The sequence below is a fragment of the Halostella limicola genome, from assembly GCF_003675875.1.
Taxonomy (GTDB): domain Archaea; phylum Halobacteriota; class Halobacteria; order Halobacteriales; family Natronoarchaeaceae; genus Halostella; species Halostella limicola.
In genome coordinates, this window is record NZ_RCDI01000002.1 from 116,920 (window position 1) to 137,157 (window position 20,238).

Consider the following 20,238-nt stretch of genomic DNA (forward strand, 5'->3'; position numbering starts at 1 on the left):
TCGCGCTGTTCGGGATCGGACACGTCCTTCGGGCCGGAGCGGGCGACTTCTGGACGATGCTGCTGTGGACGCTCCTCGTGGGCGTCGGCGCGACAGGTATCACGTTCGGGCTGCCGAAGCTCGTCGCGGACCTGTTCCCCGCCGAGCGCGTCGGAACGGCGTCGTCGGTGTACCTGCTCGGGTCGTACCTCGGCACCGCGACCGCGTTCGGCGTCGGCCGACCGTATCTCGGCCCGCTGCTCGGCGGGTGGCGCGAACTGTTCCTCGCGACCGGCGTCGCCGCCCTCGCGTACGCCGCCCTGTGGGGCGCGGTCGCCGCGTGGACCGCCGGGCGGGGCGTCGCGGCCCGCTCGTCCGGCGCGTCGGACGACGGTGACGACCGGACGCTGCGGCAGGACCTCGCCGCCGTCGTCACGAACCGGTCGATGGCGCTGCTCGTGGTCGTCGGGACGATGTACCTGTTCGTCACCCACGGCCTCCAGGGCTGGGTCGTCGCCATCTTCGAGTCGCGCGGGGCGTCGGCCGCCGTCGCCGGGGCGGTCGCCAGCGTCTTCGTCGGCGCACAGATCGGCGGCACGCTGGTCGTCCCCTCGCTGGCCGATCGGCTGCAGCGCCGCCGCGAGGGCGTAGTCGCCTGCGGCGCCGCCTGCTCGCTCGGCGCGGTCGGCCTGCTGACGGTCGACGGCGGCGGGTGGGTCGCGGCCGCGCCGCTCGTCCTGGTCGGGGTCGGCGTCGGCGGGCTCGCGCCACTGGTCCGCGCGCTCCCCGTCGAACTGGACGATATCGGACCGCGGCTCACCGCGACCGCCGTCGGTCTGGTGTTCACCGTCGGCGAGGTCGGCGGCTTCCTCGGCCCGGCGCTCGTCGGCGCGGTCAGGGACGCCACCGGGTCGTTCGCCGGCGGCGTCGCGCTGTTCGCGGTCTGCGGCGGGGTCGCCGCCGCGGCCGGGTACGCGCTGGACATCTGACCGGCAGACGGGGACGGGCCCGGTCCCGGTCGGCTGCCCGTCGACGGCCCGCCCGGCGACCGCCGCCGCCGAGCCGCAACGATCATACGACGCGGGCGTCTTGCCACTCGCATGGACGCGACGCACGACGGCCTCGCCGGGATCGTCGACCTCTTCGGCGCGCTGACCCGCGAGGAGCTACACACGGCGCTCTCGGAGCTCGCCTACCGGCGCGGCGACGAGTTCGACCCGGACGAGGCCGACGAGGCGGTCGACGACGCCGTCGCGGCGTACGCGCTGGTCGAGTACGACGGCCTGATCGTCGACGGGCCGACGGCGTTCCCGACGCTCCCGCAGGGGGCCGAGGACCTGCCCCACATCATGGACGCCGACGAGCGCAGCGTCGACCGCGAGGCGCTGGGCGAGCGGGTGCGCGAGCGCGTCCGCGAGGACGCCGAGGCGGCGCTCGACGCCGGCGACGACGACCGGGCGGCGACGCTGCTCGACGTCTGCTACGACGTGGAGGCGTGGGCCCCGGTGTCGCTGGAGGAGACGCGGACGGCGCTGGACCGGCGAGTCTAAGGGCTCCCGGCCCACTACTTCACACGAGCGGACATGCAACTGGACCTGGACCGCGTCGCCGAGCACGCGCCGCGGGCCGTGACGGGCGAGAAGTACGACGCCGCGGTCCTCATCCCGGTCGTCGAGCGGGGCGGCGAGGCGCACCTCCTGTTCACCAAGCGGGCGGAGCACCTCGGCGAGCACCCCGGTCAGATGAGCTTCCCGGGCGGGGGGCGCGAGCCCGAGGACGAGGACCTGCAGGCGACGGCGCTCCGCGAGGCCCACGAGGAGATCGGCCTCCGCCCCGACGAGGTCGAGGTGCTCGGCCGGGTCGACGACATCCGGACGATCACCGAGTACGCGGTGACGCCGTTCGTCGCGCGCGTCCCCGACCGGGAGTACGCCCCGAGCGACGACGAGGTGGCCGAGATCGCGGTCCTCAGCGTCGCCGACATGCTCGACGAGGACAACTACGAGTACGAGCGCCGGGAGCACCCTCACTACGGCGACATCGTCATCCACTACTTCCGGGTCGACGGCTACACCGTCTGGGGCGCGACCGGACGCATCGTCGTCGACTTCTTCGAGCTGACGACCGACTGGCGCGCCCCGGAGCGCGTCGATCCGGAATCGCGGGCCTGAGCGCGGGCCGAGTGCGGACCCCTCGCCTCTCGGAGAATCTTCGTACCGAACGATACGCTTTTGCGCGTCGGCGCCCCAGTCCGGGCTACATGGTCGCACAGACGATGGGTCGCGTTCCGCACGGACGATAGTTCTCTCCACATGATAGGTGATCGCCGATGCTGACCAGTGCCGACTCCGCCGTCACGGGTCTCGACGCGGTGGCGCTGAAGCCGAGCGAGTGCCGCGTCGAGCGAGCGGCGGACCTGCCGTTCGAGACCGTCGCCGTCGACTACGAGGGCCGGGAGCACCTCCCGGACGCCGAGACGCTCGCCGCCCTCGCCGAGGACCGCCAGGTGCTGGTGACCACGCCGGTCCGGGCCGACGGGTTCGACCCGCTCGGCGACGACTCGCTGACCGGGTGGCTCCCGGAGGGCGTTCGCCGCGTCCTCGTCGCGGGGCACCCGGCCTACCTCACGGACGAGGAGCGAGGGCGCGCCGTCGCCCCGCGGCTCGGCGCGGCGTTCGAGCGCGCCCCCGACGCCTGGGTCGGCACCGAGGGCGTCGAGCGCGTGGCGCTGGCCACCGGCGGCACCCAGTACGAACTGCTCTCTCGGACGACCGAGCGGGACCTCCGCTCGCTGCGCGAGGCCGGCCTCGACGCCGACCTCGCCGTCTACGCGCCGACCGTCCTCACCGACGACGAGGACGCCATCCTCGACGCCGTCGGCGACTACGCGGCCCGCCGGAAACCGGTCGCCCGGGCGCTGCCCGAGGGCGCGCCCACCGACAGCGCGGCGACCGGGCGTGCCCGTGAGGTGCTCAGCGAGGCGGTCCGCGACTACGCGCTGGTCGGGTCACCGGAGACCGTCCGCGAGCGCGTCGCCGCCCTCAGAGACGCCGGCGCGACGACCGTCGTCGGCTACCCCGCACGCGGAGTCGACGCGTTCTCGGAGCGGACGTAAATCGAGGCCTCCGCACGAGGACGTAGCGACGCAGCGGCGAGCGGTCGCACGGCGAAAAAAGACCGGCAGCAGCGCGTCGGGTCGTTCTCGACCCGTCGCTCGACGGATTACTCGAGGTCGAAGCGGTCGAGCTTCATCACCTTGCTCCAGGCGTCCACGAAGTCGTTAACGAACGTCTCTTCCTCGCTCGCGTAGACGTCCGCGATGGCCCGAAGCCGGGAGTGCGAGCCGAAGATGAGGTCGATTCGGGTCCCCCTCCACTCGACGTCGCCCGTCTCGCGGTCGCGCAGTTCGTAGACCTCCTCGGACTCGGAGGCCTTCTCCCACTCGTAGCCCATGTCGAGCAGGTTCGCGAAGAAGTCGTTGGTCAGCGTCTCCGGCCGGTCGGTGAAGACGCCGAGGTCAGAGTCCTGGTAGTTCGCGCCCAGCGCGCGCATGCCGCCGAGCAGAACGGTCATCTCGGACGCCGTCAGGTCAAGCAGGTCGGCGTGGTCGACCAGCAGTTCCTCGGCCGGCACGTCGTACTCGCCGCCGAAGTAGTTGCGGAACCCGTCGACCTCGGGCTTGAGCACCTCGAACGACTCCTCGTCCGTCTGTTCCTGCGTGGCGTCCGTGCGGCCGGATTCGAACGGGACCTCCACGTCGTAGCCGGCGTCCGCAGCGGCCTCCTCGACGGCCGCGTTGCCGCCCAGCACGATGAGATCGGCGAGCGAGACCCGGACATCGTCGGAGCGCGAGCCGTTGAACTCCTCCTGGATCGCTTCGTAGGTCGACAGCACCGACTCCAGCTGCGCCGGCTCGTTGACCTCCCAGCTCCGCTGCGGTTCGAGGCGGATGCGGGCGCCGTTCGCGCCGCCGCGCTTGTCGCTGTCGCGGTACGTCGACGCCGCCGCCCAGGCGGTCTTGACCAGCTGGGAGACGGTCAGTTCCGAGCCGAGGATCTCCTCTTTGAGCTCGGCGGCCTCTTCCTCGCCGATCAGGTCGTAGTCGGCGTCGGGGAGCGGGTCCTGCCAGAGCATCGTCTCCTCGGGGACGTCCGGACCGAGGAACCGCTCCTGCGGGCCCATGTCGCGGTGGATCAGCTTGTACCACGCGCTCGCGAACGCCTCCAGGAACTCGGGCGGATTATCGCGGAAGCCCTCGATGATCTCCCGGAACTCCGGATCCCGCTTGAGGGCGAGGTCCGTCGTCATCATCATCGGGGCGTGCTTCTCCGACGGATCGTGGGCGTCCGGGACGGTGTCGTACGCCTCCTCCTCTTTCGGCTGCCACTGCTTCGCGCCGACGGGGCTCTCCGTCAGTTCCCACTCGTAGTCGAGCAGGTTGTCGAGGTAGGAGGTGTCCCACATCGTCGGCCAGGCGTTCCAGGCGCCCTCGATGCCGCTGGTGGTCGTCTCGGAGCCCTTCCCGGAGTCGGTCCAGCCGAGGCCCTGGTCCTCGATGGGGGCCGCCTCGGGCTCGGGACCCATGTCGTCGTCGGACGCGCCGTGGGACTTGCCGAACGTGTGCCCGCCCGCGATGAGCGCGGCCGTCTCCTCGTCGTTCATCGCCATGCGGCCGAACGCTTCCCGGATGTTCTCCGCCGACTTGAGCGGGTCCGGATCTCCGTTCGGTCCCTCGGGATCCACGTAGATGAGCCCCATCACGGTGGCCCCGAGCGGCTCCTCGAGGTTCCCCTCCTCGTCGCGGCGGTCGTCCTGGGGTGCCTCCCACTCGTCCTCGGGGCCCCAGTAGACGGACTTGTCGGGTTCGAACACGTCCTCGCGGCCGCCGGCCCAGCCGAGCGTCTGCATGCCCATCGACTCGAGCGCGACGTTGCCGGCCAGGATGATCAGGTCCGCCCACGAGAGCTTGCGGCCGTACTTCTGCTTGATCGGCTCCAGCAGCCGGCGCGCCTTGTCGAGATTCGCGTTGTCGGGCCAGCTGTTGAGCGGGGCGAACCGCTGCGTGCCGCTTCCCGCGCCGCCGCGGCCGTCGACGGTGCGGTACGTGCCGGCGCTGTGCCACGCCATCCGAATGAAGAGCGGGCCGTAGTGGCCGTAGTCGGCCGGCCACCACTCCTGCGACGACGTCATCAGGTCCTTGAGGTCCGCCTTCACCTCCTCGAGGTCGAGCTTCTCGAACTCCTCGGCGTAGTCGAAGTCCTCGCCGTACGGACTGACGTCGCGAGCGTTCTGGTCGAGGACCTCCAGGCTCAGCTTGTTCGGCCACCAGTCGTGATTACGTCCTCGCATTATCGACCGCCCTCCGCCGTCGCGTCGTCGGCGACCGCGACGGTCCCGCGTGTCTCGCCGTCCACTCCGCAGAATTCGAGGTCTCCGGTTCCGTACTTGGTACTGTGTTCTCTCACGAGTAGATCTGGCTCGGAGTTAGAGCTGTCTAGTCATAAGAACTTGTTTATCACTAGCCAAACCCCGGCCCGGTATGGGGTTTTCGCCCGTGGGGAACCGGTCGCAGACGGCCTCGAGCGAGGGGGCCGGCGGCGCCGCGCACGACCCGCCCCGCTGACCGCGTGACCGCGCGCCGCTACGACCAAGTACCCCCCGGACGCACCGTCAGTTATGAAGGTCGCAGTCATCGGGGGCGGCGCAGTCGGCGCGACGGCCGCCTACGACCTCGCGGACCGGGGAGCGGACGTGACGCTGTTCGAACGCGGCGATATCGCTGGCGCGAGCACGGGCCGCGCGGCGGGTATCTGCTACGACGCCTTCGCCGAGGACGTCGACGCGCGGGTCGCCGACCGCGCGGTCGAGCGCTTCCGGGAGTTCTCCGGGCAAGGCGAGTTCGAGTTCGAGGAGACGCCGTACGTCTGGTTCGCCCGCGAGGGCGACGAGCGGCGCGAGCGGGCGATCCGCGAGCACGTGCCGCGGATGCGGGACAACGGCCGCGACGTGGAACTCGTCGACCCCGACGACCTCGCGGCGGAGTGGCCGGCGCTCAGAACCGACGACGTGGCCGTCGCCGCCGTGGCGCGGGACGCCGGTCGCGTGCGCCCCGCGACGTACGCCGAACTACTGGCGGAGAAGGCCGAAACCGCGGGAGCGCGGATCGAGACGGGCGTCGAAGCGAGCGTGGCGACGGACCCGGCCGGCGTCGTCGTCGACGGCGAGCGCCGGGCGTTCGACGCCGTCCTCGTCGCCGCGGGCGCGCACACGAAACGACTGCTCGCCGACGCCGGCGTCCCCGTCGCGCTCAAACCCTACCGCGTGCAGGCGCTGACCACGGTCGACGGCCCGGACGTGCCGCTGACCTACGACGCCACGGGCGGGTTCTACGTGCGCCCCTACGGCGACGGCCTGCTCGCCGGCGACGGCACGGAGGAGGTCGAGAGCGACCCCGACGACTGGAAGCGCGACGCCGACGACTGGTTCGTCGCGGATGTGCGGGACGGGCTCGCCCACCGGATCGGCCACGACGCCGACGTCACCGACGCCTGGGCGGGGCTGTGTACGGCGACGCCCGACCACGACCCGCTGCTGGGCGAGCTGCGCGACGGGCTCTACGTCGCTGCGGGGTGGCAGGGCCACGGATTCATGCGCTCACCCGCGCTGGGCGAGGCGGCAGCGGAGGCGGTCCTCGACGGCGACGGGATCCCCGCGTTCGACCCGACGCGTTTCTCGGGGGACGAGGAGTTCGAGATCGTCGAGGGGATGACGGTAGAGGAGTAGTCAACGGGACGGTCGTACTTCGTTTCGGTACCTCGCCGACGCGGGGTCCCAGTCCCTATCAGGCGCTGATCGTCGCGTCGCCGTCGTCGGTCGCGCCGCCGCTCTCGTCGGGCCCGATCTTCGGCAGGCGCACGCGGAGCTCGCCGGACTCCGTCAGCGTCGCCTTTGCCGCCTCCGCGTCGACGGCCGCGTCGTCGGGCAACTCGGCGCTTCCCTCGAGTGCGAGGCCGCGCCCGGGGAAGCGCATCTCGTAGCCCTCGTGGTAGTCGCGGAACCGGTCGATCCGGACCAGCACGTCGTCGTCGACGAACCGCACTTGCACGTCGCTGCTCTCGGCGCCGGGCGCGTCGAACACGACCAGGTACGCGTCGTCGCTTTCGAGCACGTCAGTCGACAGCGACTTGGACTCCTGGAGGCGGCTGGCGGCTCGACCGACCTGTTTGAGGACGGTGTCGCTGACCGACTTGCCGATCTCGCGCAGTGTCATCGTCGCGAACTACGGGCTCCAGCCGCCTAAATGTGCCGCGCTCGGTCGGCGGCGACGGGCGGCGGTCGCGGCTACAGTTCGATCAGTTCGAGGCCCTCGGTCTCCGCGCAGTAGGGACAGACGAGGTCCTCGACGCCGAGGTCCTCCGGCACGTCGTAGGTGTAGTGGTTCTCGAACATGTCGAGCTCGCAGTCGTCGTTGGTGCACTTGATCTCCTCGGTCTTGGGCATGCCTCCACGTAGCGCCGGCACGCCCATCAACGCACGGGTAGCGGCGGGCTGTGGCGGCGGCTCCGCGTTCCCGTGTAGTCACCGTTTTACCCGTCGAGCGTCTACGCCGGCGTATGACCGACCCCGCCGACCTCTCCGTGACCATCGTCGACGGCTACGTCGACGAGCCGGCGCACTTCGGGGTCCCGCCGTACGTCTCGACGTATCCCCGCTACACCGCGGGCGCGCTCGTCGACGCGGGCGTCCCGCGCGAGAACGTCACCTACCACACCATCGACGAGCTCCGCGACGACCGCCACAAGTGGCGCGACGTGGAGGAGGCCGACCTGTTCTGCTACATCGGCGGCATGACCGTTCCCGGGAAGTACGTCGGCGGCACCCCCGCCGAACCCGACGAGGTTCGCGAGCTCGCCTGGACCGCGAACGGCGTCTCGATGATGGGCGGCCCCGTCCGCTTCGGCGTCGGCGAGGCCAACGAGGGCGCGAGCGAGACCGAGCGCGACGACCTGGACTTCGACTTCCTCGCGATGGCCGACGTGGAGGCCGCCGCCCACGACATCGTCGAGAACGGCCTCGAAGGGTTCGAGGACCGCTACCGCGGCGTCCCCGAGGAGACCCGCTGGGCGCGACAGGGCGCGTTCGTCGTCGAACAGCACCCGAACCACCCCGACTACCTCATCGCCGAACTCGAGACCTCCCGCGGCTGCCCGTACCGCTGCTCGTTCTGCACGGAGCCGATGTACGGCGACCCGGACTTCCGCCCGCCCGAGAGCGTCGTCGACGAGGTGGACGCGCTGTCGGACCGCGGCGTCCGGCACTTCCGCCTCGGCCGGCAGGCCGACATCCTCGCGTACGGCGGCGACGGCGAAGCGCCGAACCCCGACGCGCTCCGCGAACTCTACGGCGGTATCCGCGAAGTGGCACCCGATCTGGAGACGCTCCACCTCGACAACATGAACCCCATCACGGTCGTGAAATGGCCGGAGAAGGCCCGCGAGGGGATCCGGATCATCGCCGAGCACAACACGCCCGGCGACACGGCCGCGTTCGGCCTGGAGTCCGCCGACCCAGTCGTGCAGGAGGAGAACAACCTCAACGTCTCCGCCGAGGAGTGCTTCGAGGCGGTCCGCATCGTCAACGAGGAGGCCGGGTGGCGGCCGGGAGAAGAGCCGAGTACCGGCCCCTCCGTCGGCGACGACGCGCCGAACCGGCTCCCCAAGCTCCTCCCCGGCATCAACCTCGTCCACGGGCTGAAGGGCGAGCGCGAGGAGACGTTCGAGCACAACAAGGCGTTCCTCCGGCGCGTGTACGACGAGGGCTACATGCTCCGCCGGGTGAACATTCGGCAGGTGATGGCGTTCGAGGGCACTGACATGGCCGAGACCGGCGCGGACCTCGCGCGCGACCACAAGCAGCAGTTCAAGCGGTACAAGCAGGAGGTCCGCGAGGAGATAGACAACCCGATGCTCAAGCGCGTCGCCCCGGTGGGCACGGTCCTGCCGGACGTCACGCTTGAGTATCACCAGGACGGCAAGACGTTCGGCCGCCAGCTCGGCACCTACCCGCTGCTCGTCGGCATCCCGGGCGAGCGCGAACTCGGGCAGACGCTCGACGTGGCGATCGTCGGCCACGGCTACCGCTCGGTGACCGGCGTCCCACACCCGCTCGACGTGAACAGCGCGTCGATGGACGAGCTCGCGGCGATCCCCGGGATCGGCAAGAGCAGCGCGGGCGACATCGTCGTGAACCGCCCGTACGAGTCGGCGGACGAGATAGAGATCGACGCGGACGTGGCGGACTTCACGACGGTGCGGCCGTTCGAGAGCGCCGATTGATCGCTGTAAGCGAGCGACGCGAGCGCGCTGAGAGGTCCCGTTCACGACAGGTCAGGACGCGCCGGCGAACGCTTATTGAGCGGGCACCGGTCTATCCGACGGGAGATAATGACCGACGCAGACGCTTTCGGACGCCGCCGTCTCGCGGACGAGCTCGTGCCCGACAGGCTCACGCTCGCGGTGTTCAACTCCGACTGCTCGGAGGCCGTCGTCGACGCGCTCGGCGAGGAGCTCTCCGCGTTCTTCGACGTCGAGTCCGTGACCCAGGGGGAGACCATCGCCGGCGAGAAGCGGGAGTTCGCCGTCCTGCACGACGACGTGCTCCTCGACGGCCCGATCCTGCACGGGGACGCGACGGTCGACGACCTCGGCGGCGCCGTGTCCGGCGCGCAGCCGGTCGATACGATCTTCATCGCGGACTACGGCGACCGCGACGGGCTGCGGACGCTCTCTCAGCGGATCGAGAAGAAGGCCTGGTGGGCGGGCGAGGGCGAGCTGTACGCCTCCGGCCACCAGCGCCTCTCGGCGATGGACGACCAGTGGGAGCTGTACGAGTCGATCGCCGACGAGGGGACCGGCGTCACCGTCTTCGAGAGCCCGGAGTGGGCCCCGACGGACCACCCGGGCGTCACCGTGCGAGAGGAAGGCGGCCACGCTATGTCCGGGGTCTGGCTCGTGCTCTTCGACGGCGCGGGCAACGACGCGGCCAAGGGCGCCCTCGTCGCCGTCGAACGCGAACCGGACACCTACTACGGGCTCTGGTCCGTGGACCCGACGGTGGTCGATCACCTGCGGAAGACCGCCATCGAGGCGAGCGTGACGACGGAGCGGTAGGTTGGACGACGTATCTCTACCGGAATCCGTGCGAACGGAAAGCGCGGTTCACCGCGAGAGAGCGCTGCGCACCCCGAAGCACGACTAAGCGGGATTCTCGAGCGAGCTTTTTTGCGGGTGCGGTGCGCCGATGGCGCACCCGTCCGCAAAAAAGTCGTTTTAGAACGTTTCCTCGATGATCTCGCCGACGGCGAAGTTCGACTTCACTTCGGTCACCTCGATCTTGACGCGCTCGCCGACTTCGGCACCGGGGACGATGATCACGTACCCGCGCTCGACGCGCGCGATGCCGTCGCCCTGCTTGCCGATGTCCTCGATCTCGACGTAGCGGGTCTCGCCGACCTCGACCGGCGGCTGCGGTTCGGGGGGAGCGCCGGTCGACGACGATTCCTCGCTGTCTTCCGATTCCTCGCGGGAGATGAGCGCGACGCGGTAGGTTTCGCCGGGTTCGACCGACCCCGTCTCGACCTCTCGACGGGGGACTTCGACGACGTACTTGTCGTCCGTCACGGACACGTCGGCGCTGAACAGACACAGGAGTTCATCAGAGATTTCCAAGGTCAGACCTCCAATCGGAAACTGGAAGTCATGCATTAAAGAATTACCGCCGATCGTTCACGTCAATCGCGGTTTCGAGGAGTTCCGTCGACGGACTTCACGCCTTCGGAGTCGTGAACGACCACTTCCCCCGGGTCGGGGTCGGCCGGCGCGTACTCGTCGCGGACGTCGATCGCCTCCTCTAGTTCGCGGACCGCCCGCTCTTTCAGCGCCGCGGCGAGCTCCTCGGCGTCCGTGCGGGAGATGTCGCGACCGAGGCCCTCGCACTCGTGGGCGCGGACGACGCCGGACTCGTCGACCGCCTCGCCCATCGGCTGGCTGGTGCCTGCAAGCGCGACGCTGAAGGGGTAGGTCCGGCAGATGAGCGGGCGGTCCTCGTGCACCGTGCACGCGCCGACGCCGTCGTCGTCCTCGGCGTAGAAGGTGCAGTCGCCGCAGCCGTCGGTCTGCAGCGCCCACTCGAACGTCTCGCCCTCGACGCCGTCGGCCGTCTCGTCGAGGCCGTACGGCATCGGGCGGGCGACGTCGCGCCAGTCCCGGTCGCCGTCCGGATCCGCCTCCTGCAACGTTCGGACCTCGTCGGGGAACACCGTGGCGGTGTGGGGGTCCTCGTCCTCGGCCTTGCAGCAGGCTCCGCAGCGGGTACACTCGAAGCCGATGTCCTCGATGGCGTCGGCCAGGTCCGCGACGTCCAGCGCGCGGGCGCGTTCGAGTTCGGCTTCGAGGCTCTCCATACCGGACGGAGCCGTTGCGGCGACTAAAGGAGCGCGGTCGTCGACCGCGTCAGTTCGTCCGATACCGGTCGCCCCGGCTCTCGACCAGCCCTTTCCCCTCCAGCGTCTCCAGGACGTCGTACAGCGTCATCCGCCGCATGTCGAGTTCCGAGGACAGCTCGTCGACCGTCTCGCAGTCGGTCACCCTGAGGTAGTAGTACACGAGCTTCGCCTGAGAGGAGTTGATCGAGTCGGGCATCCGCCGCCGGGCGACGGCGTCGGGGTCGTTCGGATAGGTCGTGAAGTCCATGTTGTTTGGTAACGTAACACAGCAACAAGAAGCTATTCACCCGTCGGGCGACGCCGCGAACGCCGAAATCACGCCCCGTCTACGGTTCGTACCCGATCGCCGTCTCGGAGAACCCGCCCCTCGACAGCGAGTTTGTCGAGGTGGGCCTCGACCGTTCTCGCGGCGAGGTCGCGGACGCCTGCGAGGTCCTTGTCGTACGCGGCGTCAAGGACCTCGTCGACGGTTCGGGCTCCCTCGCGGACGGCGGCGGCCACCCGGCGCTCCCGGTCGCGGCGGTGCGAGAGGAGTCGAGCTATCGTCTCCCGGGGGTTCTCGATCGGGGGTCCGTGCCCCGGGAAGAGACGCGCGACGCCGGCCGCGCGCAGGCGACGGAGCGAGGTGAAGTAGGCGCGCATGTCGCCGTCGGGCGCGGTGACGGCGACGCTCCCCTCGGCGACGGCGAGGTCGCCGACCAGCGCGGCGTCGCCGACGCGGAACGCGACGTGGTCCGGCGCGTGCCCCGGTGCGTCGATCACCGTGACGCCGCCCACCGCGGGGATCGCGGTCCCCTCGCGGAACGTCGCGTCGGGAGCGATCCCCGTCGCTCGCTCGAAGCGGTCGGCGCGACCGGCGCGGCACCAGACAGTCGCGTCGAGGTCGTCGGCGTACGCCGCGACGCCGCCGACGTGGTCCGGGTGCGCGTGTGTGACCGCGACGTGGGCGACGGATCGCTCGCTGACGACGGCGTCCAGTTCGTCGGTGACGCCGGCTGGATCGATGAGCAGGGCACCGTCCGTTCCGACGACGTACGCGTTCGTCGCGCCACCGGGCGCTCCCTCGAACGGGACGGCGACGCGGTCGATGCGGTCCATACGAGGCGTTCGGCGGCGGCGACAAAAGAACGGGCGGTCGCGGCGAGAGGCGCGGTCAGTTGTTCAGGAAGTAGACCTGCTTGCGGGCGTCCTGGAAGGAGTACCGCGAGCTGACGAGGTCGTCCTCTTCGAGGCGGTTCAGCGCGTACCGGACCGTGCGGTCGGGGAGCAGCGACTCGTCGGCGAGCTGGCCCTGCGAGAGCGGGGAGTCGGTCTCCAGAACCTTGGCGACGAGTTTGGCGCTGGGCGGGAGCTCGCTGAGGCGGTCGCGGTACTCCGAGTCCGAGAGCGGATCGTCGGCGTCCTTCGAGCGGTCGTCCGTCGTGCTGGTGCTCATACCACGTGGTCGGCAAAGCTTGTAAGTAAAACTTGGCTATATGGGGGTTCAAACAATGGAGACAATATTAGGTGTATTATTACCAAATAAGGTCGCGCATGACGACGGCGCTTTCCCGCTCTCTTCGGCCGGTTTGTTGCGACGCGGGTGCCGAATACGTACCGACCCCGGTTCGAAAAGCGAACGTTCGCCCGCTTCGCGACGCGCGGCCGCGGCGGCGCACCACACCGTTCGTGACAGGGGTGGGTTCCAGAATAACGAGGGGTAACCGACAACGAATCGAGGAGTTCGGCGATCGGAACGAGTCGCTCGTCGGATACCTGAACGAGAGGCCGACGAAGCGGGTACTCACCCGCAGCCGAGCAGTGGAGCCCCGATCGGCGGTCAGCGCTTGCTCGGATCGCGGTACTGGCCCATCGGCCGCTCGCAGTCGGGGCAGTGCACCCTGAGAAGGTCGCCGCGCTCGTGGCGGACGAGCGCCTCGACGTCGTTGGTCGCGCCGCAGCGGTCACAAGTGGGCATACGCTCCTGTATGGTACCGAGTAACAAAGCAGTTTTCTCGCTCCGAGCAGTGAGACGACTCCAGTACCGTTTTATCCCATGGGCGAGGAAGTCACGACAGCGTGAAGGGACAGGAGTGGTATCAGGAGTCCGATGTCGCCGAGGAGTACGAGGAGAAGCGGTTCTCGCGCGGGGGCCGGCTCATCGACCGCCGCGAGAAGGAAGCCGTCCTCGACGCGATCGGACCCGTCGACGGCGAGCGGATCCTCGAGATCGCCTGCGGTACCGGCCGGTTCACCGTGATGCTCGCCGAGCGAGGCGCCGACGTCGTCGGGCTGGACATCTCCGGTCCGATGCTGCAGCAGGGCCGCGAGAAGGCCCGGTCGGCCGGCGTCGACGACAAACTGGAGTTCATGCGCGGCGACGCCGGACGGCTCCCGTTCCCCGACGATCACTTCGACACGGTGTTCGCGATGCGCTTTTTCCACCTCGCGGACACCCCCGCGGCGTTCCTGAGCGAGATGCGCCGCGTCTCGAAAAACCGGGTCTTCTTCGACACGTTCAACCGCTTCAGTTCGCGGAGCATCTACAACTGGCTGCTGCCGATGGGCTCCCGGCTCTACTCCCGGACGGAGGTCGAGGCGCTCCTGTCGCGCGCGGGCCTGCGCCTCGTAGGCGACGAGCACGACTTCGTGCTCCCGTACGGGTTCTACCGGAAGATTCCCAACAGCCTCGCCAGCACGTTCCGCAAGTTCGACACCACCGTCGGGCGCTCGCCGCTCGGCGACGGGCTCGCCTCGGTGTCGTACTGGAACGCGTCAGTCGACTGACCTTCTACGTTCGTATCCAGTGATCTTTTAATCGCTCCCCGTTCTACTGGGTGGTATGGAGCTCTCGGTAGTCGTTCCGACGCTCAACGGCCGAGAGCAACTGGATCGCTGTCTCGACGCGCTCGCCGAACACGTCCCCGACGCGGAGATCGTCGTCGTCAACGGCCCTTCCTCCGACGGCACGACCGGGATGGTCCGCGAGCGCGACGACGTCGACGTGCTTCTGGAACTGTCCGACAGGAACGTCAACGTCGCTCGCAACGCCGGTATCGCCGAGGCGACCGGCGACGCGGTCGGCCTCGTCAGCTACCGCCTCGCCGTCGAGCCCTCCTGGACCGAGGCCGTGACGGCGGCGCTGTCCGACGGCGCGGCCGCGGTGACGGGACCCACCCACCGCACGCTGCGGGCGGGGATGACCACGGAGTCCGAGGAGACCCGAACGTTCGCCGGGCGCTCGGTCACGTTCTTCAACGGCGACAACGTCGTCTTCGACCGCGAGGCAGTCGAGGAGATCGGCGGCTTCGACGAGTACCTCGAGACGGGCGGCGCGCGCGACGCCTCCCACCGCCTCGCCGCCACCGACCGCGCCGTCACCTGGGCCCCCGAGATGAGCGTCCGCGGCGAGTACGGGGCGGACGGCGGCCGCGCCGTCCGGGACTGGGGCTGGCGCCACCGGTCGGTGGCGTACCAGCTCTGCAAGAACTACGGCGTCCACCCGACCGTCCCCCGGCGGATGATCGGCCTCGCCCTCAGCGACGCCCTCGGTACCGCCCGGGACGTGTTCCGCGGCGACGTGAAGCCCAGCTCCTGGTTCGGCACCGGTCGGTCCGTCGTCAGCAACGCCGTCGGCGGCTGCAAGGACGGCCTCGCCGCCCGCCGCCGCGACGGCACCGACCGGCGGAACCCGAACGGGCTGGACGACCGCCACGACCGCGTGGTGGAGCGGTACGAGATGCGCTGAGCCGAGCGTTTGCGCTGCGTCGCAACGAGCGGTCCGCCGCGGGCGGACACGCTCGCGGGTGCATTGCTCGTTCGCAGGCCTGCCTTTCCCCGAGTCGCGCGCCCGGCCTCCGGCCGGGACGCACTCTCGGCCGCGGGGTTCGCATCACGTTCCCCACCCGCCTCTCTTTTGTCGCAAAGCGTGCTACGTTACTTCATGGCAAACGACGTAACCGTGCGACGCGCGGAGTCCGACGACATCGACGGCGTCCGGCGGGTGGCCGAACGCGCGTGGCGGGAGACGTACGACGGCGTCCTGCCGGACGACGCGGTCGAGACGATGCTCTCGACGCACTACTCGCCCGAGGTGTTAGAGGAGATAGTCGCGGCGGACGCGGAGCGCCTGTTCGTCGCGGAGGACGACGGGGAGACGGTCGGCTACGCGGCGAGCGGCGGGTCGGAGGCGGCGGTCGAGGGCGAGATCAGCATCTACGTCGACCCCGACCACTGGGGGCGGGGGGTCGGCGAGCGCCTGCTCGACCGCGCGGTCGAGGACCTCGCGGCGCGGGACGTGGACCGCGTCGAGGAGTCTGTGCTCGCGGAGAACAAGGTCGGGACGGCGTTCTACGAGAAGCACTTCGACCGGGTCGGCGAGCGGGAGATCGAGATCGGCGGGGAGACCGAGACCGTGAACGTGTACGAGCGGGAGATCCCCTAGCGCTCGCTTTCGGGGGCGAGCGCGTCGATCACGCGGGAGGCGTTCTTCGAGAAGGCCCGGCGCATCTTGTCCTCGGAGACGTCTAACGTGAGGACCTCCATGACGCCGACGTTCGGGTGGGTCGAGGGCGCGCCGCTCCCGAACAGCACGCGGTCGGGGTGTTCGAGCAGCGCGCGCTCCAGTTGCTCGCGGTAGCGCACGAGGCTGGTGTCGAGGTAGTAGTCGTCGTAGCGGTCGAGCAGGTCGATCGCCTCGTCCATGAGGTCGCGGTTCAGCGGGTGGCCGCCGAAGTGCGAGACGACGACGGGGAACGACCGGCCGAGGAGCGTCTCGGCGACGGTCTCCGGCGGGCACGCCTCGCCGCCGTGGACGATGACGGGGAGGCCGACCGCCTCCAGTTCGTCGAGCACCGCCTCGTCCGGCAGGCCGTCAGCGGCCGGGTCGAGCTTGAACCCGTGAAAGCGGTCGTCGTAGGCGTACTGTTCGACGTCCTCGGGCGAGGTGTGCCACTCCTCACGTGATGCGGCGAGGTTGCGCAGGCGCGCGCCGGTCGAGTCGCCGGCGTCGCGCGGGCCGTCGATGCGGGCGAACGCGACGAACGGGCGTTCGACGGAGAGGCGCGCGACGGCGTTGTTCGCCTGCAGATAACCGCCGCCCGGGGAGGAGTCCGGAAACACGACCGACCTGACGACCCCGGCCTGGTGCATCTCCCGTTCGAGTTTCTCGGGCGAAATGGCCCGCCCCCGGACCGCCGACGCGTCGTCCGGGTTCAAGCGGGCGTGGACGTCGACGACCCGGAACCGGTGTTCCAGTTCCAGCATCTGGCCACCCCTCCGCACCCCTGGTATTTCTGGATAACGGTTGTGGACCGCCGGAACCGCGCTCCGCGACCCGGCGCCGCCGCGGGGGTTCCAGGGGAAATCCAGCAAAATTTATATAGAACCGCAAACGACTCTCTGTCGAGGATTCACCATGGCAGAATCAAATCCCCAGCGACGCATGGGCGGACAGCCGATGTTCGTACTCTCGGAGGACAGCCAGCGGACGCACGGCAAGGACGCCCAGCAGTCGAACATCGCGGCCGGCAAGGCGGTCAGCGAGGCCGTCCGGACCACGCTCGGCCCGCGGGGCATGGACAAGATGCTCGTCTCCGACGCCGGCGACGTCGTCATCACGAACGACGGCGCGACAATCCTGCAGGAGATGGACATCGAACACCCCGCCGCCGAGATGATAGTCGAGGTCGCGGAGAGCCAGGAGGCCGAGGTCGGCGACGGCACGACGACGGCCGCCGTGCTGGCCGGGCAACTGCTCGCGAAAGCCGAGGACCTGCTGGAGGACGACGTCCATCCGACGACCATCGTCGAGGGGTACCACGAGGCCGCGGCCATCGCGTCCGAGGCCATAGAGGAGCAGGCGCTCGACGTCGACGTGGACGACGAGCTGCTCGCGCAGGTCGCGGAGAGCAGCATGACCGGCAAGGGGACCGGCGGCGTCGCCGCCGAGACGCTCGCCGAGCGGGTCGTCGCCGCCGTCCGCCACGCCGAGCGCGACGGGAGCGTCGACCGCGACGACGTCACAGTCCACACCCGCGTCGGCGCCAGCTCGACGGCCACGGAGCTGATCGAGGGCATCATCCTCGACGAGGACCCCGCCGCCGAGGGGATGCCGACGAGCGTCGAAGACGCTGCCATCGCCGTCCTCGACGTCGACCTCGAAGTGCGGACGGGCGACGTCGACGCCGAGTACGCCGTCGACTCCCCCGACCAGCTCGCCGCGGCCATGGAGTCCGAGGAGCGCGAGCTCCGGGGCTACGCGGAGACGATCGACGACGCCGGCGTCGACGTCGTCTTCTCCACCGGCGACGTCGACGACCGCGTCGCCGCTTACCTCGCCAAGCGCGGCATCCTGGCGTTCGATAGCCTGAGCGACAGCGACGCCACGGGGATCGCCCGCGCGACCGGCGCCGGCCGCGTCGGCACGCTGGACGACATCGAGGAGACGGCCTTCGGCTATGCCGACCGCGTCCGCACCGAGACGTACGGCGAGGACGACCTCGCGTTCATCGAGGGCGGCGAGGCCGCCGAGGCCGTCACCCTGTTCGTCCGCGGCGGCACGGACCACGTCGCCGACGAACTCGAGCGCGCGGTCGAGGACGCGCTCGACGTGGTGACCGCCGCCATCGAGACGGGCGAGGTCGTCCCCGGCGCGGGCGCGACGGAGATCGCCGTCGCCGACGCCGTCCGCGACGCCGCGACGGGCACCAGCGGCCGCAAGCAGCTCGCGATCGACGCGTTCGCCGACGCCGTCGACGTGCTCCCGCGCACGCTCGCGGAGAACACCGGGATGGACCCGATCGACGCGCTGGTCGACCTGCGGGCCGCCCACGATTCGCAGGGGCGCGCCGGCCTCATCGCCGAGGGCCAGACCGGCGAGGTCGGCGACCCCGTCGACTACGGCATCGTCGACCCCGCCGCGGTCAAGAAGGAGGCCGTCGAGTCCGCCACCGAGGCGGCGACGATGATCGCCCGCATCGACGACGTCATCTCGGCGGAGTGACGGCGTAGCGACGCTCGTTTTTTCGCGTCCTGTACCGACGCTCGCGCTACTCCTCGACGAGGATAGTCCCCTCCATCCCCGCGCCCTCGTGAGGGATGCAGAAGAACGGGTGCTCGCCGGGCGTCTCGAACGTCCGGACGTACGACTGGCCCGACTGCACCTCGTCGCCCCCGCCGCTGGAGCATCTCGCCAGCCCGACGCCGACCGCACCGATCGTCCGCAACAGATCGCGTCTCAGTCGGCGCGTATTTATTTCACTATTATATAAAAGAACAAAACCGCCGATCGTTAGTCCGACCTCAACATCGGAACTGTTCGGGCGCTCACTCGAACGACAGGCGCACGTCGTCCCCGGGTTCGACGCCGAAGGCCTCGTCGCCGCGGCCGCGGTTCACGTCGAGTTCGACGTTGCCGTGGCTCCCGACGGTGACGAGCCACTGCCCCTGCGGGACGGCGGCGAACGTCTCGCCGACGGGGACGGACTGCCCGTTCACCCGGACCGACGCCGCCCCCTCGATCACGTCGCCCGGGACGTTGGTGATGGCGTTCCCGAAGCCGTCGACGACGAGGACTTCGCCGACCACGTCGTCGCCGTCGACCGATGGTTCGGGAAAGGAGAGGTCCTCACAGCCGTCGACCGGGGTCAGAGCGTCGAGCGAATCGAGCGCGTCGACGCCGATACGGTGGACGTCCGCGGCGGCCGGCGCGAACACGTCGCGGCCGTGAAAGGTGCTGCTGCGGGCGTCCTCGTCGTCGATCTCGAAGACCTCGATCCCGTCGCTCTCGCCGGCGAGTTCGCGGGCCGCGGGGACGAGCACCCCGTTGTCCGGCCCGACGAGCGCGTGGTCGCCGGCGCGGACGACGACGGCGGCGCGGTCGGTGCCGACGCCGGGATCGACGACGACGAGGTGGACCGCCGGCGGGAACCAGGGGAGCACCTCCCGCAGCCAGAACGCCGCCGCGCGTACGTCCTGCCGCGGGAAGTCGTGGGCCACGTCGACCAGTTGCGCCTCCGTCCGGTCGAGGATCACTCCCTTCATCGCCGCGGGGTACGGCGTCCCGAAGTCCGACGCGAGCGTTATCATGGGCGGGGATTGCGGCGCCGGAGGCAAATATGGCACTCTTCGCCGCCGCCGTCGCGGTCGCTCGGTGCCAGGGCGATCCCCGCAAGCCGGGTCGGGACGCCCTCGCGAGACGGTCTCGGGGCGCCCCCGCGATCCGGAAGGCCGCGCGAACCGACCTCAGCCCCCGTTGCTGTCCGACTCGCTCACGCGCTGGATCCGCTCGATGCCGTCTATCTCCTCGACGACTTCCACGACGGGGTCGGGCAGCAGCGGTCGCCAGTTCTCCCCCTTGATCATGCGCTCTCGGACCTCCGTCCCCTCCAGCACCTCGCGGTTGAACATCGGGGACTGGCGGACCTCGACGCCGGCCTCGTCGAACAGCTGGATGACGAGGGGGTTGTTCGAGTACGCCACGTCGAAGTCCGGGCTCATGCTCTGGACGTGGCTGACCCACACGGAGTTGCGCTCCAGGTCCTCGATGGGGACGGCGTACGTCACCAGGTCGACGTCCACCAGCGACTTCGTCACCATCATGATGCGCTCGCCCGCCGTGAAGGGGTCGTGCTTGCTGTGGGAGTCGCCCGCGCTCCCGATGCCGAGGACGAGTTCGTCGACGTCTTCGGCGATCTCCCTGACCATGTTGTGGTGGCCGTTGTGGAAGGGCTGGAAGCGGCCGATGTAGAAGCCCCGTATCATCGTTCGTACTTGCC

The 20,238-nt window shown here is 69.9% G+C and carries 23 protein-coding genes and 1 pseudogene; 11 read left to right on the forward strand and 13 right to left on the reverse strand.

All coding sequences use genetic code 11. The features are described 5' to 3' along the window. The first annotated feature begins 56 nt into the window (after nt 1-56). From D8670_RS08685 to D8670_RS08700, 4 genes are all read left to right on the forward strand, one after another. A complete protein-coding gene (locus D8670_RS08685; RefSeq protein ID WP_233752214.1) occupies nt 57-968 on the forward strand; it encodes an MFS transporter in 912 nt (303 codons plus the stop codon). Between the two features lie 111 nt (nt 969-1,079). Then, nucleotides 1,080-1,529, forward strand: coding sequence for a DUF7109 family protein (locus D8670_RS08690; RefSeq protein WP_121817725.1), 450 nt, complete (start codon nt 1,080-1,082; stop codon nt 1,527-1,529). A gap of 33 nt (nt 1,530-1,562) precedes the next feature. After that, on the forward strand, nt 1,563-2,150 hold the full coding sequence (locus tag D8670_RS08695; RefSeq protein ID WP_121817726.1) for an NUDIX hydrolase: 588 nt from the start codon (nt 1,563-1,565) through the stop codon (nt 2,148-2,150). 158 nt (nt 2,151-2,308) lie between these two features. Continuing rightward, complete coding sequence (locus tag D8670_RS08700) at nt 2,309-3,094, forward strand: DUF7388 family protein (protein WP_121817727.1); 786 nt, start codon at nt 2,309-2,311, stop codon at nt 3,092-3,094. 107 nt (nt 3,095-3,201) lie between these two features. On the opposite strand, the gene katG is transcribed toward D8670_RS08700, so the two are convergent. Then, on the reverse strand, nt 3,202-5,328 hold the full coding sequence (gene katG, locus D8670_RS08705) for a catalase/peroxidase HPI (RefSeq protein ID WP_121817728.1): 2,127 nt from the start codon (nt 5,326-5,328) through the stop codon (nt 3,202-3,204). Between the two features lie 327 nt (nt 5,329-5,655). On the opposite strand from katG, the gene D8670_RS08710 reads away from it, so the two are divergent. Further along, entirely contained in the window at nt 5,656-6,762 is a 1,107-nt protein-coding gene (locus tag D8670_RS08710) for an NAD(P)/FAD-dependent oxidoreductase (RefSeq protein ID WP_121817729.1), read from the forward strand. A 58-nt stretch (nt 6,763-6,820) separates the two neighbouring features. Here D8670_RS08710 and D8670_RS08715 read toward each other — a convergent pair whose 3' ends face one another. Both D8670_RS08715 and D8670_RS20860 read right to left on the reverse strand, forming a co-directional pair. Next, nucleotides 6,821-7,249, reverse strand: coding sequence for an Hsp20/alpha crystallin family protein (locus tag D8670_RS08715; RefSeq protein ID WP_121817730.1), 429 nt, complete (start codon nt 7,247-7,249; stop codon nt 6,821-6,823). A 71-nt stretch (nt 7,250-7,320) separates the two neighbouring features. Beyond that, nucleotides 7,321-7,479 carry a DUF7559 family protein gene (locus D8670_RS20860; RefSeq protein WP_162994242.1) on the reverse strand — a complete coding sequence of 53 codons (159 nt, stop codon included), beginning with the start codon at nt 7,477-7,479 and terminating at the stop codon, nt 7,321-7,323. A 113-nt stretch (nt 7,480-7,592) separates the two neighbouring features. Here D8670_RS20860 and D8670_RS08720 point away from each other — a divergent pair, with 113 nt between their 5' ends. Both D8670_RS08720 and D8670_RS08725 read left to right on the forward strand, forming a co-directional pair. After that, entirely contained in the window at nt 7,593-9,314 is a 1,722-nt protein-coding gene (locus tag D8670_RS08720) for a radical SAM protein (protein ID WP_121817731.1), read from the forward strand. Between the two features lie 108 nt (nt 9,315-9,422). After that, entirely contained in the window at nt 9,423-10,148 is a 726-nt protein-coding gene (locus tag D8670_RS08725) for a hypothetical protein (RefSeq protein ID WP_121817732.1), read from the forward strand. Nucleotides 10,149-10,307: 159 nt separating this feature from the next. On the opposite strand, the gene D8670_RS08730 is transcribed toward D8670_RS08725, so the two are convergent. The 6 genes from D8670_RS08730 to D8670_RS20865 all read right to left on the reverse strand — a co-directional run bounded on the left by D8670_RS08730 (nt 10,308) and on the right by D8670_RS20865 (nt 13,439). After that, on the reverse strand, nt 10,308-10,706 hold the full coding sequence (locus D8670_RS08730; protein WP_121817733.1) for a TRAM domain-containing protein: 399 nt from the start codon (nt 10,704-10,706) through the stop codon (nt 10,308-10,310). 62 nt (nt 10,707-10,768) lie between these two features. Continuing rightward, a complete protein-coding gene (locus D8670_RS08735; protein WP_121817734.1) occupies nt 10,769-11,440 on the reverse strand; it encodes a YkgJ family cysteine cluster protein in 672 nt (223 codons plus the stop codon). A 49-nt stretch (nt 11,441-11,489) separates the two neighbouring features. After that, the gene (locus D8670_RS08740) at nt 11,490-11,729 is read right to left on the reverse strand and encodes a helix-turn-helix domain-containing protein (protein WP_233752215.1); all 240 of its coding nucleotides are present in this window, start codon (nt 11,727-11,729) and stop codon (nt 11,490-11,492) included. A gap of 68 nt (nt 11,730-11,797) precedes the next feature. Further along, on the reverse strand, nt 11,798-12,580 hold the full coding sequence (locus D8670_RS08745) for an MBL fold metallo-hydrolase (RefSeq protein WP_121817735.1): 783 nt from the start codon (nt 12,578-12,580) through the stop codon (nt 11,798-11,800). A 55-nt stretch (nt 12,581-12,635) separates the two neighbouring features. Continuing rightward, nucleotides 12,636-12,917: a MarR family transcriptional regulator gene (locus D8670_RS08750; RefSeq protein ID WP_121817736.1), complete on the reverse strand. Its 282-nt coding sequence runs from the start codon at nt 12,915-12,917 to the stop codon at nt 12,636-12,638. A gap of 384 nt (nt 12,918-13,301) precedes the next feature. Beyond that, on the reverse strand, nt 13,302-13,439 hold the full coding sequence (locus tag D8670_RS20865; protein WP_162994243.1) for a hypothetical protein: 138 nt from the start codon (nt 13,437-13,439) through the stop codon (nt 13,302-13,304). 101 nt (nt 13,440-13,540) lie between these two features. On the opposite strand from D8670_RS20865, the gene D8670_RS08755 reads away from it, so the two are divergent. The 3 genes from D8670_RS08755 (at nt 13,541) to D8670_RS08765 (ending at nt 15,905) form a co-directional block, all read left to right on the forward strand. Continuing rightward, nucleotides 13,541-14,248, forward strand: coding sequence for a class I SAM-dependent methyltransferase (locus tag D8670_RS08755; RefSeq protein WP_121817737.1), 708 nt, complete (start codon nt 13,541-13,543; stop codon nt 14,246-14,248). A 55-nt stretch (nt 14,249-14,303) separates the two neighbouring features. Further along, the gene (locus D8670_RS08760; RefSeq protein WP_121817738.1) at nt 14,304-15,209 is read left to right on the forward strand and encodes a glycosyltransferase family 2 protein; all 906 of its coding nucleotides are present in this window, start codon (nt 14,304-14,306) and stop codon (nt 15,207-15,209) included. Nucleotides 15,210-15,404: 195 nt separating this feature from the next. Beyond that, nucleotides 15,405-15,905, forward strand: a complete 501-nt coding sequence (locus tag D8670_RS08765) for a GNAT family N-acetyltransferase (protein WP_121817739.1) — start codon at nt 15,405-15,407, stop codon at nt 15,903-15,905. Here D8670_RS08765 and D8670_RS08770 read toward each other — a convergent pair. After that, on the reverse strand, nt 15,902-16,726 hold the full coding sequence (locus D8670_RS08770) for an amidohydrolase family protein (RefSeq protein ID WP_121817740.1): 825 nt from the start codon (nt 16,724-16,726) through the stop codon (nt 15,902-15,904). The genes D8670_RS08765 and D8670_RS08770 overlap by 4 nt on opposite strands. Nucleotides 16,727-16,919: 193 nt before the next feature. Between D8670_RS08770 and thsA the strand changes: the two genes are divergently transcribed. Then, complete coding sequence (thsA, locus tag D8670_RS08775) at nt 16,920-18,464, forward strand: thermosome subunit alpha (protein ID WP_121818569.1); 1,545 nt, start codon at nt 16,920-16,922, stop codon at nt 18,462-18,464. Between the two features lie 46 nt (nt 18,465-18,510). Here thsA and D8670_RS21485 read toward each other — a convergent pair. The 3 genes and pseudogenes from D8670_RS21485 to D8670_RS08790 form a co-directional block, all read right to left on the reverse strand. Continuing rightward, nucleotides 18,511-18,636 (reverse strand): annotated as a pseudogene (locus tag D8670_RS21485) (plastocyanin/azurin family copper-binding protein); the annotation flags it as partial. A 151-nt stretch (nt 18,637-18,787) separates the two neighbouring features. Continuing rightward, nucleotides 18,788-19,549 carry an SAM hydrolase/SAM-dependent halogenase family protein gene (locus tag D8670_RS08785; RefSeq protein ID WP_121817741.1) on the reverse strand — a complete coding sequence of 254 codons (762 nt, stop codon included), beginning with the start codon at nt 19,547-19,549 and terminating at the stop codon, nt 18,788-18,790. A gap of 156 nt (nt 19,550-19,705) precedes the next feature. Further along, nucleotides 19,706-20,224: a nicotinamide-nucleotide adenylyltransferase gene (locus D8670_RS08790; protein ID WP_121817742.1), complete on the reverse strand. Its 519-nt coding sequence runs from the start codon at nt 20,222-20,224 to the stop codon at nt 19,706-19,708. Nucleotides 20,225-20,238: the final 14 nt, after the last annotated feature.

Coding starts and splice junctions, on each gene's coding strand:
- D8670_RS08785 (WP_121817741.1), bottom strand. CDS start 19,549: ATGATAACGCTCGCGTCGGACTTCGGGACGCCGTACCCCGCGGCGATG.
- D8670_RS08685 (WP_233752214.1), top strand. CDS start 57: ATGCTGCTGTGGACGCTCCTCGTGGGCGTCGGCGCGACAGGTATCACG.
- D8670_RS08740 (WP_233752215.1), bottom strand. CDS start 11,729: ATGGACTTCACGACCTATCCGAACGACCCCGACGCCGTCGCCCGGCGG.
- D8670_RS20860 (WP_162994242.1), bottom strand. CDS start 7,479: ATGCCCAAGACCGAGGAGATCAAGTGCACCAACGACGACTGCGAGCTC.
- D8670_RS08725 (WP_121817732.1), top strand. CDS start 9,423: ATGACCGACGCAGACGCTTTCGGACGCCGCCGTCTCGCGGACGAGCTC.
- D8670_RS20865 (WP_162994243.1), bottom strand. CDS start 13,439: ATGCCCACTTGTGACCGCTGCGGCGCGACCAACGACGTCGAGGCGCTC.
- D8670_RS08790 (WP_121817742.1), bottom strand. CDS start 20,224: ATGATACGGGGCTTCTACATCGGCCGCTTCCAGCCCTTCCACAACGGC.
- D8670_RS08735 (WP_121817734.1), bottom strand. CDS start 11,440: ATGGAGAGCCTCGAAGCCGAACTCGAACGCGCCCGCGCGCTGGACGTC.
- thsA (WP_121818569.1), top strand. CDS start 16,920: ATGTTCGTACTCTCGGAGGACAGCCAGCGGACGCACGGCAAGGACGCC.
- D8670_RS08750 (WP_121817736.1), bottom strand. CDS start 12,917: ATGAGCACCAGCACGACGGACGACCGCTCGAAGGACGCCGACGATCCG.
- D8670_RS08720 (WP_121817731.1), top strand. CDS start 7,593: ATGACCGACCCCGCCGACCTCTCCGTGACCATCGTCGACGGCTACGTC.
- katG (WP_121817728.1), bottom strand. CDS start 5,328: ATGCGAGGACGTAATCACGACTGGTGGCCGAACAAGCTGAGCCTGGAG.
- D8670_RS08700 (WP_121817727.1), top strand. CDS start 2,309: ATGCTGACCAGTGCCGACTCCGCCGTCACGGGTCTCGACGCGGTGGCG.
- D8670_RS08745 (WP_121817735.1), bottom strand. CDS start 12,580: ATGGACCGCATCGACCGCGTCGCCGTCCCGTTCGAGGGAGCGCCCGGT.
- D8670_RS08715 (WP_121817730.1), bottom strand. CDS start 7,249: ATGACACTGCGCGAGATCGGCAAGTCGGTCAGCGACACCGTCCTCAAA.
- D8670_RS08695 (WP_121817726.1), top strand. CDS start 1,563: ATGCAACTGGACCTGGACCGCGTCGCCGAGCACGCGCCGCGGGCCGTG.
- D8670_RS08765 (WP_121817739.1), top strand. CDS start 15,405: ATGGCAAACGACGTAACCGTGCGACGCGCGGAGTCCGACGACATCGAC.
- D8670_RS08710 (WP_121817729.1), top strand. CDS start 5,656: ATGAAGGTCGCAGTCATCGGGGGCGGCGCAGTCGGCGCGACGGCCGCC.
- D8670_RS08770 (WP_121817740.1), bottom strand. CDS start 16,726: ATGCTGGAACTGGAACACCGGTTCCGGGTCGTCGACGTCCACGCCCGC.
- D8670_RS08760 (WP_121817738.1), top strand. CDS start 14,304: ATGGAGCTCTCGGTAGTCGTTCCGACGCTCAACGGCCGAGAGCAACTG.
- D8670_RS08690 (WP_121817725.1), top strand. CDS start 1,080: ATGGACGCGACGCACGACGGCCTCGCCGGGATCGTCGACCTCTTCGGC.